The organism is Arthrobacter crystallopoietes (genome assembly GCF_017603825.1).
Lineage (GTDB): Bacteria > Actinomycetota > Actinomycetes > Actinomycetales > Micrococcaceae > Crystallibacter > Crystallibacter crystallopoietes_B.
In genome coordinates, this window is the sequence record NZ_CP072014.1 from 3,891,220 (window position 1) to 3,907,171 (window position 15,952).

12 protein-coding genes and 1 tRNA gene are annotated in these 15,952 nt (G+C 63.2%); 8 read left to right on the top strand and 5 right to left on the bottom strand.

Translation table 11 applies throughout. The features are described 5' to 3' along the window. Positions 1–131: 131 nt before the first annotated feature. The 6 genes from J5251_RS17815 (at position 132) to J5251_RS17840 (ending at position 5,356) form a co-directional block, all read left to right on the top strand. Complete coding sequence (locus J5251_RS17815; RefSeq protein WP_139004792.1) at positions 132–1,355, top strand: NAD(P)/FAD-dependent oxidoreductase; 1,224 nt, start codon at positions 132–134, stop codon at positions 1,353–1,355. Continuing rightward, on the top strand, positions 1,352–2,284 hold the full coding sequence (folP, locus tag J5251_RS17820; RefSeq protein ID WP_171059318.1) for a dihydropteroate synthase: 933 nt from the start codon (positions 1,352–1,354) through the stop codon (positions 2,282–2,284). Before J5251_RS17815 ends, folP begins: the two co-directional genes overlap by 4 nt. A 16-nt stretch (positions 2,285–2,300) precedes the next feature. Further along, complete coding sequence (locus J5251_RS17825; RefSeq protein ID WP_139004791.1) at positions 2,301–3,101, top strand: pyrimidine reductase family protein; 801 nt, start codon at positions 2,301–2,303, stop codon at positions 3,099–3,101. 142 nt (positions 3,102–3,243) lie between these two features. Further along, the gene (locus J5251_RS17830) at positions 3,244–4,182 is read left to right on the top strand and encodes a J domain-containing protein (protein ID WP_208574750.1); all 939 of its coding nucleotides are present in this window, start codon (positions 3,244–3,246) and stop codon (positions 4,180–4,182) included. A 34-nt stretch (positions 4,183–4,216) separates the two neighbouring features. Continuing rightward, positions 4,217–4,684, top strand: a complete 468-nt coding sequence (locus tag J5251_RS17835; RefSeq protein WP_208574751.1) for a tRNA (cytidine(34)-2'-O)-methyltransferase — start codon at positions 4,217–4,219, stop codon at positions 4,682–4,684. Between the two features lie 60 nt (positions 4,685–4,744). After that, on the top strand, positions 4,745–5,356 hold the full coding sequence (locus tag J5251_RS17840; protein WP_208574752.1) for an anti-sigma factor: 612 nt from the start codon (positions 4,745–4,747) through the stop codon (positions 5,354–5,356). Between the two features lie 49 nt (positions 5,357–5,405). Here the strand turns inward: J5251_RS17840 and J5251_RS17845 are convergent, their stop codons facing one another. Both J5251_RS17845 and J5251_RS17850 read right to left on the bottom strand, forming a co-directional pair. Then, on the bottom strand, positions 5,406–6,173 hold the full coding sequence (locus J5251_RS17845; RefSeq protein ID WP_208574753.1) for a PIG-L deacetylase family protein: 768 nt from the start codon (positions 6,171–6,173) through the stop codon (positions 5,406–5,408). A 205-nt stretch (positions 6,174–6,378) separates the two neighbouring features. Next, positions 6,379–8,046 (bottom strand): S1C family serine protease, encoded by a 1,668-nt coding sequence (locus J5251_RS17850; protein ID WP_208574754.1) that lies wholly within the window; start codon positions 8,044–8,046, stop codon positions 6,379–6,381. Between the two features lie 301 nt (positions 8,047–8,347). Between J5251_RS17850 and J5251_RS17855 the strand changes: the two genes are divergently transcribed. Continuing rightward, the gene (locus J5251_RS17855; protein ID WP_208574755.1) at positions 8,348–10,399 is read left to right on the top strand and encodes a TPM domain-containing protein; all 2,052 of its coding nucleotides are present in this window, start codon (positions 8,348–8,350) and stop codon (positions 10,397–10,399) included. Between the two features lie 69 nt (positions 10,400–10,468). After that, positions 10,469–11,209 (top strand): PspA/IM30 family protein, encoded by a 741-nt coding sequence (locus tag J5251_RS17860; RefSeq protein WP_074701538.1) that lies wholly within the window; start codon positions 10,469–10,471, stop codon positions 11,207–11,209. A gap of 162 nt (positions 11,210–11,371) precedes the next feature. Here the strand turns inward: J5251_RS17860 and J5251_RS17865 are convergent. The 3 genes from J5251_RS17865 to J5251_RS17875 all read right to left on the bottom strand — a co-directional run bounded on the left by J5251_RS17865 (position 11,372) and on the right by J5251_RS17875 (position 15,789). Then, a tRNA-Met gene (locus J5251_RS17865) sits at positions 11,372–11,445 on the bottom strand. Between the two features lie 50 nt (positions 11,446–11,495). Further along, positions 11,496–14,507: a UPF0182 family membrane protein gene (locus J5251_RS17870; RefSeq protein ID WP_432264407.1), complete on the bottom strand. Its 3,012-nt coding sequence runs from the start codon at positions 14,505–14,507 to the stop codon at positions 11,496–11,498. A 187-nt stretch (positions 14,508–14,694) separates the two neighbouring features. Then, complete coding sequence (locus J5251_RS17875; RefSeq protein ID WP_240793015.1) at positions 14,695–15,789, bottom strand: YlbL family protein; 1,095 nt, start codon at positions 15,787–15,789, stop codon at positions 14,695–14,697. Positions 15,790–15,952 lie beyond the last annotated feature (163 nt).

Here is a 15,952-nt window from a genome sequence, read left to right on the forward strand (position 1 = left end):
CGCACGAAGAGTTCACGAAAATCCACTCCATTGACTTCCATCAGCACCCTTTCTAAAGTCATAAATACCCGTTTTAGAGCAGAAGCAATCCGCAGCCAGCACCGCACGCCATGCAGTCAAGGAGCGCCATCATGGGGACCACATCAATCGTTATTGCGGGTGCGGGCCTCGCCGGCGCCACAGCTGCCGAAACCCTGCGCAGCGAAGGCTTCACCGGCGATATCACGCTGGTCGGCGCAGAGCCCCACGAGCCGTACATCCGGCCGCCGCTGTCCAAGGCCTACCTGGCCGGGAGCGAGGACGCTGCCGCTGCCCTGGTCAAGGACCCCGGCTGGTACGCGGAGAACAAGGTTGATCTGCGGCAGCAGACATCAGTGGAGTTCCTCGATCCGCCCGGCCATTCCGTGACTCTGGCCGACGGCACGAAGCTTGGCTACGGACAGTTGCTGCTTGCTACCGGCGCTTCATCCCGGAGGCTGGATATCCCCGGCGCGGATCTGCAGGGCATTCATTACCTGCGCTCCCTCGAAGAGAGCAGCGCGCTCCACTCCGCGCTGGCCGGAGGCGGCAAAAAGCTCGTGGTCATCGGACTTGGGTGGATCGGCATGGAAGTCGGCGCCACGGCCCGGCAGCTGGGCAACGACGTAACGCTCGTCGGGCCCGAGGATGTGCCGCTGGGCCATGCATTGGGCACTCTCATCGGCAACCAGTTCGCGGACCGGCACCGGCGGGAAGGCGTTGTCATCCGTACCGGCATGACGCCGCTGGAGTTCACCGGTAGGGAGAACAGGGTTGAGGAAGTGGTCCTTGAGGGCGGCGAGCGCCTACCCGCGGACCTGGTGCTCGTTGCCATCGGAGCCGTCCCGAACACCGCCCTGGCCAAGGCGGCCGGGCTGGCCGTGACCAACGGAATCGATACGGACCAAAGCCTGCGCACTTCCGCAGCGGACGTGTTCGCCGCCGGAGATGTCGCCAACGCCTATCATCCGGCACTCGGCCGCCCGCTGCGCAGCGAACACTGGGCCAACGCGATCGCCCAGGGCAAGACGGCGGCGCGGGTGATGCTGGGCCAGGATGCGGTCAACGACGACATTCCCTACTTCTACACGGACCAGTTCGATATCGGCATGGAGTATTCCGGCTACTTCCCCTGGGCCACGGCCGAACCGGTCATCCGCGGCGACCTGGACGCTTTGGAGTTCATTGCGTTCTGGTTGCGGGAAGGACGCGTGGTGGCTGGTATGAATGTAAATGTCTGGGATGTGCAGGACGACATCCAGGACCTGATCCGCTCCGGCCGCCCCGTTGAAGCGGTGGACCTATCCAACGCTGCCAAGGAGCTGAAGAGCCTGTGACGGAGACTGCGCTACCCGGCATTTACCTGCCGACCCTCGACCATCCGGTCCATACCTTCGGTGACCGGAAGATCGATTTCAACAGCCAGGTAGCGCTGATGGCCATCATCAACCGCACGCCCGATTCCTTTTACGACGGCGGCCGGACGTTTGCGCTGGAGACAGCGGTGGACGCGTGTCTGCAGGCAGTTGACGATGGCGCCGACTGGGTCGATATCGGTGGCGTACCGTTTGCGCCGGGGCCGGCTTTGAGCGCAGCCGAAGAGGCCGAGCGGATCGTGCCGGTCATTCAGGCTGTCCGCGCAAAGTCCAACGTCATCATTTCGGCCGACACTTTTCTGCCCGAGGTCGCAGAGGCGAGCATTAAGGCTGGCGCCAACGTTATCAACGACACCACCGGACTGCAGAACAAAGACCTCGCCGCCGCCGTGGCCGCCGGCGGCGCCCATCTGGTCATCACGCATTCGCTGGCGGCACCGCGTACCGTCTATCCGCGTCCCCAGTACAACGACGTTGTCAGCGAAATTACCGACTTCCTGCGGCGCAAAGTGGATCTGGCCGTGGAGCTGGGCATCGCCCCCGGGAAAATCGTCATCGACCCGGGCCATGACCTGAACAAGAACACCCTGCACTCGCTGGAGATCACCCGCCGTTTCCAGGAAATAGCCGCGCTCGGTTTCCCTGCGCTGGCCGCCGTGTCGAACAAGGACTTCATCGGCGAGACGCTGGACCAGCCCAAGCAGGACCGCTTATCCGGATCCCTCGCTGCCGCCGTCATCTGCATTATGAACGGGGCCAGAATCGTCCGGATGCATAACGTCCCCGAAGCCAAGTCGGCCGTGCGCTTTACTGAAGCGGCGCTGGGCTGGCGCGAGCCGGCATATCTGAAACACAACATGGGCGAGTTCAACGAGCCGGCGCAGCCGTGACCGAAGGGAAGAATTTATGACGGACGGCTCGGTGCCCAGGACTGCTGCACGGCTTGCCGCCATCAACCGGATCTTTCCGGAGCCGGCCGCTGACGCCACCGACGAGCAGTTGCTTCAGTGGTACGGCGAACTGCCGCGCACCGGGCCCTGGGTGCGCTTCAATTTTGTCTCCAGCCTCGACGGCGCCGCCACCCACGAGGGCAGATCCGGCCCCCTGGGCAACGAGGTGGACCAGCACGTTTTCTCGCTGCTGCGCAGGCTTGCCGATGTCATCCTCATCGGAGCCGGCACCATCCGCGCCGAGGGATACGGCGGAGAACTGCTCTCGGCCGAGAGCCGGCAGTGGCGGATAGAACACGGCATGCCGGCCCGCCCTGCGTTCGCCGTCGTTTCCGGTTCCCTGAATCTGGACCCGGACAGCGAACTGTTTGTCCAGGCACCGGTCCGTCCGCTGCTGCTCACCACCGCCAGGGCCGATGCCGGCCGCCGGCGCGCACTGGAAGAGGTTGCGGAGGTCGTCGATGCCGGGGACCAGTGGGTGGAACCGGCCAGGATCGTTGAGATCCTGACCTCCAGGGGCCTGACCCAGATCCACAGCGAGGGCGGGCCGACCCTCCTTGGCTCCTTCGAAGCCGCCGGACTGGTCGACGAACTGTGCCTGACCATGAGTCCCATCCTGGCCGGGGGAACCGGCAAACGGGTGGCCGATCATGTAGCCGACCACGCACCGCAGGCCATGACGCTGGCCCATATCCTCGAATCGGACTCGATGCTGCTGCTGCGCTACGTCTCGATGGCTCCGGCTACCCAGCGCTGAGTCGCTGCCGGAGCAGCCAACGGCACCCGGAACCCCGCCCGTCTCCGGTTCGTTGAAATCCCGACGGAAGAACGGGCGCAGGCAGCGCTAGACTTGCGTTCGAAATACCGGCCGTTTCGGTCGGCTACAGGAAAGGCGGCAGGTGACTCCCCCATCCCACTATGAGACCTTGGGGCTGCCTGCCAATGCCACCGCACAGCAGATCAAGGCGGCATACCGCCGGGCCGCGCGTGCCACCCATCCGGACCACGGCGGCGACCCCTCAGCGTTCCGCCAGGTGACCCTCGCCTACGAAGTGCTCAGCAACCCACAGGCCCGGGCCCGGTACGACCGGTCTTATGGGACGGCGTCGGTCCCTAATCCACCCACGGACAGTGAAGAGGCCTTTGCCGCCGGCTCCACTTTCACTACTGCTCCTCATCGCCGTCCCGGCGAACGGCGTCCGGCCGTCGCAGACCCGGCCGTCTATGTTCCGTCCTATGACTCGGCCGAGGCGTCAAGCCTTGTGCCGCCGTCCCTGGCGGGTCAGCAGATCCACGGGGCACCACGCAAACGCGGCGTCTTCGGCGCGGCATCACGGCTGCAGCGGGAAGCCCGGACGGTACGGCTGCTGTCCCAGCAGATCCTGCCCGAGATGCCCTCCGCCCGCCTTGTCAACGGCCTCCATTCCCCCGCCGGCCGCGGTTTCATCGACCACGCCCTGCTGGCCGGCTACCGGCTGGCCCTGATTGATTCCATGCTGCTGCCCAAAGGGATTTTCCGGTGGGACGGCTACACCCTGCGTAAGGACGGTCGTATTGTCGAACCGCCCCAGCTGGTGCCCGCGGTCCGGCGCATGCAAGACCTCTTTCCAGAACTGAATGTGCAGGGGTGGACAGTCATCCATTCGCCGGATGGTAACCTGCATGAACCTGTGGTCGACTACGCGCGCGGCTACGATCCCCACTCGCATGCCCCGGTCCATGTAGTGAACGCCGCCCGGCTGATCCGCGAGCTGAAAAATTTCCTGGGCAGCGGCCCCGCTCCCAATACCGTGCATGTCCCCTCGCTGGGACGGCTGCTCTCCGGCATGCACAAATAACCCTTGACGCCGCGGCGTGCATAGGATGGAGAGCGTGTTCCGCATTCTCTTCTATACCCCTGAAATCCCGGGCAACACGGGAAACGCCATCCGCCTGGCCGCGATTACCGGCGCCGAACTGCATCTGGTGGAACCGCTCGGCTTCTCCTTCGATGACGCCAAGCTTCGCCGTGCCGGACTGGATTACCATGATCTGGCGGTGGTCCATGTTCACAAGTCGCTGCAGGCAGCCTGGGACGCTCTGCAGCCCGAACGTGTCTACGCGTTCACGTCCGACGGTGAACAGGCCTACACGGAGATCGCCTACGCTCCCGGCGACGTGCTGCTTTTCGGCCCCGAATCGGTGGGGCTGCCCGAGGATGTCAAGCACGATCCCCACGTCACCGCCCGCCTGCGCCTGCCCATGCGGCCGTCCCTGCGCTCGTTGAACCTCGCAAACTCGGCGTCCATCGCCATCTATGAGGCCTGGCGGCAGCACGGTTTCGCCGGCGCACAACTCTAGAACTTCATCCCCATTCACCCCGCCGCCCTTCTGAAGGCCGCGGCACTATGCTAAGGACTTATGGAAACGCCACTGCCCCGAGACGACAAGGCTTCTTCATCTACCCCGGATTACGAGCCTGACTACGAACCCGAGCAGAACGCATCGGATACCGGCGCTTCCGAGGACCCGTCGGTGCTGCACGCAGACCAGCTCACGGCAGAAGACGATATTCCAGCGCGCAGGCCGATGCCGGCCGCGACCAAGTGGATCCTGGTAGCTGTCGCCGTCGTTGTTTTGATTATCGGAGCTATTGCCGCCGTACAAACTCTGGGCCGCTCCGCCGAGCAGGATGTACTCGATGCGTCGGACGTAGCCACCGCCAGCGTGGAAGGCAACGACGGCGCCAGTGCCGACGTTGCAGTCTCCACCGACAGGAACGCCGCCGTCCTGACCTTCCGGAGCCTGTCTGCCGCCGGCGACGGCCAGATATACCAGCTCTGGAAAATCCCGGCGAACGGGTCGGCACCGCAATCAGTGGGAGCGCTCAGCAGCGAAAACATCTCCGGCGAGGAACCTGTGATCATCGAAAATGTGATCGGTTTCAGTGAGGTTGCCTTGACCTTGGAGGCCCGCGGCGGCGCGCAGTCGCCGACGCCCCCGTTCACCCTGTCCGTCCCGCTGGACCAGTAGCCGCACGAGGGCCCTCGCCGCATGTTGCCTGGCAAGGGCCCTCGGTTCGCTAGAAACCGGCGATCGTGGCTGGAGTGTTGATGCCAATTACATGGAAGGCCTCGGCACTGCGGCCTTCCTCCAGACCGCCACGGCGCGCGTTGGTACGCAACATCGAGCGGACCCTTGCATCCATCCGCTCCACGTCCGGGTGCTGGCTAGCATGGATCCGGATTGCTTGCACCTTGGTGTCGACAAACTCGGTGATATCGACAAAATGGTTCTCCCGCTCGGCCGGCCCGCCGAAGAACCATAGATACGGGACTTTGTAGGCGGGCAGGCCGGCTTCGGCAAGTTCCGGATAAGCAAACGGATTCTCCACCGCGGGATAGACCGCACGGGTAACCGCCTCACCGCAGGCCAAATGATCCGGATGGCTCTTCTGGATCCGGTCCCACGCCCGTTCCGGGTGCATGGCGAGCACAATATCCGGACGGATTTTCCGCATCAATTCCACCACCATGCCGACAACCTCATAGCTCGGCTCCAGAAAACCGTCCCGCTGGTGGAGGAAATGCAGGTCCGTCACGCCGCAAATCCGTGCTGCCTCGGCCTGTTCAGCCGCGCGCATCGCCACGATTTCCGGACGGTGGGCCGCGTCGAATCCCCCGGCATCTCCGTCGGTCATGATGCAATAGCTCACCTGCGTGCCGCCGGCGGTCCAGCGTGCGATGGTTCCGGCGGCACCGAAATCCAGGTCGTCAGGATGAGCCGCGAAGACCAGGACCCGCTCAGGCGCGGTGGCTGACCCCTCGGCTTCCGTAGGCAATGCTGGCATGTGTTTTCTTAACCCTTCCGCTTGCGGCTTTCCGCGGCTGCCTGCGGTCGCGCAGGGCTCGGCCGGTACAGCTTAGCTAACCATACCGGCCGCATCCGGGGCTTGAGGCCCCCAACAGCCGCAGCTCGGAAAGGACGCAAAAAGAACCGGCCGCGGAACCCTATGGAGGTTCCGCAGCCGGTCTGGTTCTTTGCTAAAGGCCGATTCAGCTTTCCGGGTTCTCGCCCACTGTTACATCGATGCTCTGCTCTTCGCCCCCGCGCAGGACTTTCAGCGTTACGGTGTCACCCACGGGCTGCTCACGAATGGCCGCCGTCAGTGAGAGGCTGTCCTCGATGACCCGTTCCCCGACCGCGGTGATGACATCTCCTTCGCGCAGTCCGGCCTTCTCTGCAGGCGACCCCCCGCTGACGCCGGCGACCTCAGCCCCGACGGAGAACTGGGTGCCCCCACTTGAAGCCTCAGCAGCCTTGGCCGTGACGGTGACGCCTAGATAGCCGTGCGTCGCTTTGCCGTCGGCGATCAGGTCCTGGGCGATCCGCTCGGCATAGCTGCTGGGGATGGCGAAACCTACACCGATGCTCCCGCTGTCCTGGCTGGCGGATGCGATCGCAACATTTACGCCGATGACTTCCCCGTTGGTGTTCACGAGGGCGCCGCCCGAATTGCCGTGGTTAATGGCTGCGTCTGTCTGGATGACATTGAGGTAGATGCTGCCCTGACCGGAGGACTGGTTGCCGGAATCCTCGGGGAACTGGAAGTTCCACTGGTCGCCGGGATTGGGCGCTTCCTCTTCTTGGGGTTCCTCGGGCACTTCCGAGGAAGACACGCTGATGGTCCGGCTCAGCGTCGAGATGATGCCGTCCGTCACTGTCCCGCTCAGGCCGAGGGGCGCCCCGATGGCGATGGCGGTGTCCCCAACGTTGAGCTCGCTTGAGTCGGCGAAGGAAGCAGGCGTCAGACCTTGCGCGTCGATCTTGATCACGGCCAGATCCGACAGCGGGTCCGTTCCCACTATGCTGGCCCGGTGGACCTTGCCGTCGCTGGTGCGGACCTCCACGTTCGGGTCCGCAGCCTGCCCGCCCAAAGTAACCACGTGCGTGTTGGTGAGAATGTGGCCTTCCTTATCGAGGATGATGCCCGAACCTGAGCCGCCCGAATTTCCCGAGGCTACGGAAATCGTCACGACGCTCGGGGATGCCTTGGCCGCGGCAGCAGTGATTTCGTTGACCGAGTCGGTGTTGTTAACGATCAGCTGCTCCGCTGAACCGGAGGCAACCGACGACGGCGGGATGTCACCCGCCAGCGACTGCGCTCCCACCGCGACTCCGCCGCCTGCGAGCCCGGCAAGGAGCATGCCGGCTACCAGTGTGCCGCTTCCGAAGCGCTTCTTGCCGGCTCGCTTGGGCGCTTGGGTGCCCGTAGACGCATCCGACGCGTAATAGGGGACGGAGCCATGCTGCCCGTAGGGATTGTGTCCTCCGTAGGGAGGCTGCTGTCCGTAGGAGCTCTGCTGCCCATAGGGGTTCTGCTGGCCATAGGGGCTGGCATCGCTGTATCCGGTTTGCTGTGAAGCTGCGCCGGTCCATGTCTTGCCTGCGGAGTCCTCGTTGCTGGTTTCGCCGAGCATCTCCGGGCGGGCATGTTCGGAGCCATCCGGCCGGTGCCAGCCTGTAAGCGGCTCGGTCGGCTGCGATGACTGGGGAATTGACTGAGTACGCGGATTCTGCTCAGAACCGGCCGGCTCGCCCGTATCCGATTCGCCACCTGGAGTGCGGTAATTAGCGTTGTCCGCTCCTGCCGGTGGTTTCGCCGGCGGCGGCGGGGCCTGGCGCCGGAAGGTGGCCTCCGGATCCTGGTTTTGCTCAGTCATAGTTTCCCTTTCCTTGGACTGTTACCACTATGCCTTCTCAATCTGACACCGGGGCGGATATTCGCTGGAAGAAAACTGGGAATACGCCGAATACCGGGCAAGATCGGTGCCGCTCCGGCTGGCGTGCCGACGTGCTATCAGCAGAACATTGCGCTTCCGGCGTACCCGCTCTTGGGACAGTCGATTCGGGTGGACGCTCCCACTACCGGCCCATAGAATCAAAATCGGGGCGGATCAACGGTGCGCTCCGGTATCCGCCACGATATCAACCGGGCTTCCGGACGATACTGAAGGGTTCTACATGCGATCACTGCTCACTCGTTTGGGGGCCGCTGTTGGGCTCTCGGCGGTCTTCATGGCTCCGGCCGCGGCCAACGCCGAACCACCGGTGGAGATTCCGCCCGGCGAGTTTGTGATTGACAAGGCAGGCGTCCTCGGTGCCGAACAGGCCGAAGTGGAGGAAGCCGTCAGCAACCTGCGTGAAGAACATGGCCTCGGGCTGTACGTCGTCTACGTGGATGAATTCGAGAACCCTTCCGATGCGAGCGAGTGGCTGGTGGAGACCGCGCAGCAAAAGGAGCTTGGGAGCTCGGACAGCATGCTCGCTGTCGCGGTCGTTTCACGCGAGGCCCACTTCCAGTCTGCGGAAGGAAGTCCTGTCGCAGCCAGTGACCAGCAGATCTTCCAGTCACTCAGCCCCGCGCTCGCCCAGGATGAATGGGCGGAAGCAGGCGTGCTGGCGGCAGAGGCCATCGCGGATGTGGCCTCCGGCGGCAGCGGAGACGTGAACTCCTCCTCCGGCGGCGGGTCACTGGCGCCGGTGCTCTTGATGGGCGGCGTCGTCGCTGCAGGTGGCGTCGGCACCTATCTGTATGTGAAATCCAAGCGGCGCAAGGGGGCCGGCCGCGGCGAGCCACAGATCCAGCGTGGACCGGATGGCAAGCCTATTGATCCGCATGACGCGATGAGCGTCGAGGATCTGCGCAGGAAGGCCGGCAGCCTGCTGATTGCCGCCGATGACGCCATCCGGTCCAGCGAGCAGGAAGTCGGCTTTGCCATGGCCCAATACGGCGAGACAGCTGTCAAGCCTTTCCGCGATGACATCACCGCGGCCAAAACGCACATGATGGAGTCCTTCAAACTCCAGCAGCAGCTCGATGACCACATTCCGGATACCGAGGAACAGCAGCGGGCCTGGCTTGGTGACATCATCCGACGCTGCGAAGCGGTTAGCGCGTCGCTTCAGGAACACAAGGAAGATTTCGACGCACTACGGGAATTGGAAAAGAACGCCCCCGGAGCCTTGGCCAGCGCCCGTGAAGCTGCCGAGGTTGCACGCAAAAGGTTGGATGCTGGCCGCGCCGACCTTGACCGGCTCCGTGAACGGTACGCAGATTCCGCACTTGAGCAGGTCCGCGACAATATCGATCAGGCGCAGGAACGGCTCGATTTTGTGGACAATGCTGCGGCCACCGCGCAGGAGAAGCTCGACGCCGGAGACCGCAGCGCCGCGGTTGTCGCCGTCCGGGCGGCCGAAGAAAGCGTCTACCAAGCCAATGTCCTCCTCGATGCCATCGGCAAAACGTCCAAGGACCTGGACGGCGCGAGGTCGGCCATGGAAAGTGCCATTTCGGACACCGCCCAGGATCTTGCCCATGCGCGTGCCCTCATCGCCAACGGACACCATCCGGAACTCGCAGGGCCGGTGGCCGAAGTCGAAACCGCGCTGGAAGGCATCCAACGTGAAATCGCCGGCGGCCGGATCGATCCCATCAGCATTGTCCAGCGCCTCGATTCGGCGAACTCGCTGGACCGGTCCTTGACCGGCATCCGCGATGCCCAGGAACGTGCCCGCCGGGCACGCGAGTCGCTCCAGCACACCATCATGTCGGCCCAGGCGCAGATCTCGGGAACCTCGGACTATATCCAGGCCCGCCGCGGCGGCGTCGGCAGTGAAGCCCGGACCCGGTTAGCTGAAGCCGAACGCAACCTTGCCTATGCTCTGCAGATCGCCGAATCAGATCCCGAACAGGCCCTCAACTATGCCCAGCAGGCAAATGCGCTAGCACAGCAGGCCAGCCAGATGGCACAGCAGGATGTTGATGGTTTTGGCGGCATGGGTGGTATGGGAGGCTTCGGCGGCGGCGGAATGTTTGGTGGCCGCGGCGGAGGCCTCGGCGGTGCCATCCTTGGTGGAATCCTGATCGACTCCATTCTGCATGGCGGCCACGGCGGCCACGGTGGCTTCGGCGGCGGTGGCGGTGGCGGTGGTGACATCTTCGGCGGCGGCGGCTTCGGCGGCTTCGGCGGCGGCGGTTTTGGCGACGGTGGAGGTGCCGGCGGCAACTTCTAACTGGATAAGAAACCGGGCAGCCCAAGGGGCTGTAGTCAAGAATCAGATAGCAGGATGAAAGGTATCACAGTGGTTAAGCAGTCAATCTTTGGCCGTATCGCACAGCTGGCGAAGGCGAACATCAACGCAGTTCTGGATCAGGCCGAAGACCCCCAGAAGATGCTGGACCAGATGGTCCGCGACTACTCGAACAACATTGCCGAGGCCGAGAGCGCCGTCGCCCAGACCATCGGGAACCTGCGCATGCTTCAGGACGATCACAACGAAGACATGGAGAACGCGCGCAGCTGGGGCAACAAGGCCTTGGCTGCCAGCCGAAAGGCCGACGAGTACCGTGCCGCGGGCAATCCCGCCGATGCGGAAAAGTTCGACAATCTCGCTAAGGTCGCCATCCAGCGCCAGATCAGTGCAGAGAACGAGGCTAAGGGTGTCGAGCCCACCATCGCCTCCCAGAACGAGGTTGTCGAAAAGCTCAAGACCGGACTCAACCAGATGAAGGGCAAGCTGACCGAGCTGCAAAACAAGCGCAACGAACTCGTCGCGCGCGCCCGTACGGCCGAGGCCCAGACCCAGGTACACGACGCCCTCAAGAGCATCGACATCATGGATCCGACCAGCGAAGTAGGACGGTTCGAGGAAAAGGTCCGGCGGGAAGAGGCGCGGGTCCGCGGCGCTCAGGAACTGGCTTCGTCCAGCCTGGATGCACAGTTTGAGAGCCTCGAGGACCTCGGAGAGCAAACCGAGATCGAAGCACGCTTGGCTGCCCTGAAATCCGGCTCCAGCTCTGCCTCCATCGAGTCCGGCCAGTAATCAGCCAGCGGCGGCCTCACAGCGGCCGTTCCTGCACGTGGCTGTGGTGTGAAGGATGCGCCACAGCCACGTATGGGCGGCTTCCCGCTAGCGTGGGAAACTAAGCTTAGGTCTTAATCCAAAAGGTCCCGACCGGATGTTCCGATCGGGACCTTTTCTTTGTTGCGGGGAGAGGATTTGAACCTCTGACCTCTGGGTTATGAGCCCAGCGAGCTACCGAACTGCTCCACCCCGCGGCGCGGTCTTTACTCTACCGGCCGCGGGGTTGCTACGCAAATCGGCTGGCTCAGCCCTCGGGTGCCGGGGCCGGCGTTTCCGCCGGAGCCTCTTCGCCGCCCTCGGCGGGAGCCTCACCCGAGACAATGCCTTCAGCTTCGAGCGCGTCCTGCAATGCCCGGTTCAGCTTCTCCTGAGCTGCACCGTAGGCCGCGAAGTCGCCTTCTGCCAGAGCCGCCTCGCCCTCACGGATCGCGGCGTTCGCCGCTTCGAGTGCCGCCCGCAGATCAGCCTCCGCGTTGCCGCCGCCACCTTCTGCAGGCGGCGCAGCCGGATCGTCCGGTGTCTCGCCGACGTTCCCGGCGTCGCCGGTCGTGGCACCGGAGTCACCGCCGAAGACCTGGTCAAGTGCTTCGTCCAAGGTCGGAGCGAAGCCGACCACTTCACCGAAGCTGACAAGTACGCGACGGAGCGTCGGGTAAGCCGAGCTACCCGAGGACTGGACATACACCGGCTGGACGTACAGCATGCCGCCGCCAACAGGCAGGCTGAGCAGGTTGCCCTTGAGCACTTCGGTAGCGCCCTGCTGCAGCAGGTTCAGTTCTGTCGATACCGCGGTGTCCGAGTTGAACAGGTTCTGCGCCTGGCCCGGTGCGGGAACCGACAATGATCGTGGAATATCAAGCAGCCTCAGGGTGCCGTATTCCTCGCTCTTGACGCCGTCCTCACCGGTTCCGGCGTCGCCCTCGGCTGCGAGGAAGCCATAGAGCACGTTTCGCGCTTCCTCACCGGCAGGGACGAATGGAATGAACGGCGTCGTCAAGGAGAAGGCCGCATTTTCCTGTTCGGGCATCTTCAGCGACAAGTAGAACGGAGGCTGTTTGACGTCTGAATTCGCGCCCAACGTCGGATCCGTAGGCACTGCCCAGGCGTCGCTGTTGGTGTAGAACTTATCGACATCCGTCACATGGTAACGGGCCAGGAGTTCACGCTGGACCTTGAAGAGGTCCTCCGGGTAGCGCACGTGGTCCATCAGGCCGGCGGACATTTCGCTGAACGGCTTGAGCGTCGTCGGGAACACCTTCTGCCAGGCCTGAAGGATTGGATCCTGATCATCCCAGGCGTACAGGTCCACGGAACCGTCGTAAGCATCGACCGTGGCCTTGACGGCGTTGCGGATGTAGTTGACCTCTTCGGGCGGCAGAGCCACGCTTTGGCCGCCTGCGGTCGAAGAATCCGCTGTCGCAGACTGGAGCTGTTGCGGAGTCGAGTACGGGAAGTGCTTGCTGGTGGTATAGCCGTCAACAATCCACTTGACCCGGCCGTCGATCACGGCCGGATAAACGTTTCCATCCACCGTCAGGTACGGTGCAACCTTCTCCACCCGTTCCCGCGGATCCCGGTCGTAGAGGATCTGGGATTCGGAATTCACCTGGTCGGAGAGCATCAGGTCTGTGGACTGGAATTTCAGCGCATAGACAAGACGGTTGAAGGCATTGCCCACGCTGGGGCCGCCATTGCCTTCGAAGGTGTTCCGGGACTCTGTTTCGGACTCTTCGCTCTGCGGACGGTCGATCTCAGTGGGACTGGCCCCTTCGGGCGCGCCAACGATGGAGTATTCGGGAGATTGCTCGCCAAAGTAGATTCTGGGTTCGTAGGACTCTTCATCCCCCAGCATGCCGGTAGTCGGAATGCCGGACTGGAGGAAGGTCGGCTTGCCATCGGGCTCAACGCTGGAACCGGCGGCGGCAACCACTCCGTAACCGTGGGTGTAGAGCACATGCTCGTTGACCCAGCCTGCGGGCACGCCCGCTGTGTTGAGCTCACGGACGGCGATGACCGTGTCCTGGATCTCGCCGTCAATTTCGTAGCGGTCCACGTTCAGAATTTCCGGGAACTGGTAGTACTGGCGGAACTGCTGCAGCTGGCTGAAGGCATCCGAGACCAGGTTGGGATCGAGCAGCCGGATGTTCGCCGTTGTTTCGGCGTCCTGCCGCAGGGCGCCGGCCTCGGCCTCAACGGTCGCATTGTAGGTTGACGTCTGGACCTCGTCGAGCCCGTAGGCTTGACGAGTCAGGGCAATGTTGTGCTCGATGAATTCCGCTTCGCGGCTCAATTCGGACGGTTCCACCTGGAAGCGCTGAATGACCCACGGGTACACGCCGCCAGCCAGGATCGCTGTAATGATCAGCATGGCCGTACCGATGATCGGCAGGCGCCAGCGCCCCGAGACAACGGCAACGATGAACAGGATTGCCACAATGATTGCAGCGACGGCCAGAATCGCCTTGGTCGGGATGACCGCATTGACATCGGTGTAGAGCGCGCCGGTCCATTTACCCGAATCCGACTGGAGGGTGCTGTAGCGGTCCAGCCAGTAATTGACACCCTGCAGGAGGAGGAACAGGCCGGCGAAGACGGCTACGTGGATACGTGCAGCGTTGGAGGCGAAAAAGCCCTTCTCTTCCAGCCGAATCCCGCCGTAGAGGTAATGGGTCAGGAGACCGGCGATGCCTGCGATCAGTACCACGCTGACCAGGAACCCGGTCAGGAATCCCAGGAAGGGCAGCGTGTTGGTGTAGAAGCTGTAGTCCAGGTTGAACTGGGGATCATTTTGTCCAAAGGAAACCTGGTTGAAGAACAGCAGCGCGGTTTGCCAGGCGGATGCCGCCGCGGTACCGGCGAAACCACCGAGCACAATCGGAATACCAATCATCAGCAGCTTGCGTACGGGCTCGAGCTGCTCCTGGTACCGGTTGAGGTTATCCTGCAGGGCACTGTCGGGCGCATAGACCGGACGCGAACGGTAGGCGAGGCGCAGGCTCAGGTACACGGCGACAGCCATGACCAGGAAGGCAATCAGGAAGATGGCAATTTTCGTGCCGTTCTCTTTCAGGAACACTTCCAGATAGCCGAGCTGGTTGTACCAAAGGATGTCCGCATAAATCTGCGAGAAGAAGACGAACCCGACCACCAGCACGGCCACCACAATGAGGGTGGGTATCAGCGGGGAGCGTTTCCGTGTTTGTTGGGTGGGCGCGGTTGGCCGGTCATCACGGGGCCGGTCTTGTCCGAATGTCACTCTTTACCTCATTGTCAGCGTGCGTTGTGCTTGACGGCGGATTCATGCCTACGCATGAGGGCCCCTCCGTCTAAACCACGAATGAGCAGCCCGGGAGGTTCCGCTTTCCTTCCATTCTGCCTTGTGGGAACGCCACAACGAAGTCGGGAGCGACCACCGCCGGCTTCTGACGCACGATTGTGACACGTCAGCCACAGGCAGGAAGCGCTGAGCCGTCTTTGCCTTCGCCGAGCAGGGTCACGGCTTCCACTGCGTCTTCGAGAGTTGCCACCTTGACCACCTGCATCCCATCGGGCACATTGCCGACAACATCGCCGCAGTTGGCTTCGGGAGCAAGGAAAACGGTCGCGCCGCGCTGATGCGCACCATACATTTTCTGTTCAATGCCACCGATCGGACCGACGTTTCCGGACGAATCGATGGTGCCGGTACCGGCGACATGCAGCCCCCCGGTCAGTTCCCCTGGCGTCAGTTTGTCCACGATGCCCAAGGCGAACATCATGCCGGCGCTGGGCCCGACGACGTTTTCCAGCTGGATTTTGACGTCGTACGGGAACTCGAAGTCAGTCTCAAGCAGGACGCCGAGCTGATACGCGCCCTGGGCGTTCGCCTCCGGAGCAACCTGGACGGTCTCAGGCTCGCCGTCGCGGAGGACCTTGAGCTCAACCGGTTCGCCACCGCTGGCATTGAGCTCATCACGAAGAACATTGATGTTGGTAACCGCGGTGCCGTTGATGCTTTCGATGACGTCATCCGGCGCCAGCAGGTCTGCCGCAGCTGCATCTTCGGCGAAACCGACAACGGACAGGTCTTCCTCGAAGTCGACGTTCAAGTGGCTCAAGGCTGCCGCAACCGACGTTTCCTGCGAAGAATCCATGGCCGCGGCGTTTCGGTTCTGGATCTGCTCGCCGGAGACACCCGGAGGGTACACGAGTTCTTCCGGCGTAACGCTCTTGCGTGGATCCAGCCAGGCCGAGGCCACTTCGAACAAACGCACAGAACCACTGGGACCGCCACTCATGTAGACAGTAGTCATATCCAATGCCCCTGAAGTGGGATAAGTCTTTTGGCCGGGGATCTCGATCAGCGGGACGTCGTTTACAGCACCGATCGTGTTGAAGGTAGGACCGGGAGACTCCACGATGTACGGCGATGGCAGAGCCAACGCAAGCAGGCCAAGGACGACGGCGACGACGCCCGCGCCAATCATGACCGGATGCCGCCGGTTTGGCATTCGCGGCGTCGGCGGCGCTTGCTCGCCGAGTTCGGTCGGCTCAGTCAACTGTGGTTTCCTTCTCTCAGCGTCTCCCGCGGCTTACTCCAGGCACAGCAGGAAGGGCACCGGTCAAACCGGAGCCCTTCACCAGCCTACGCGCTTTGCCTGAGAGAAGGCCCCGAAATCCGTAGCGCTCCCCTCGGACGCTTCACCGAGCAACGAGGCGGCG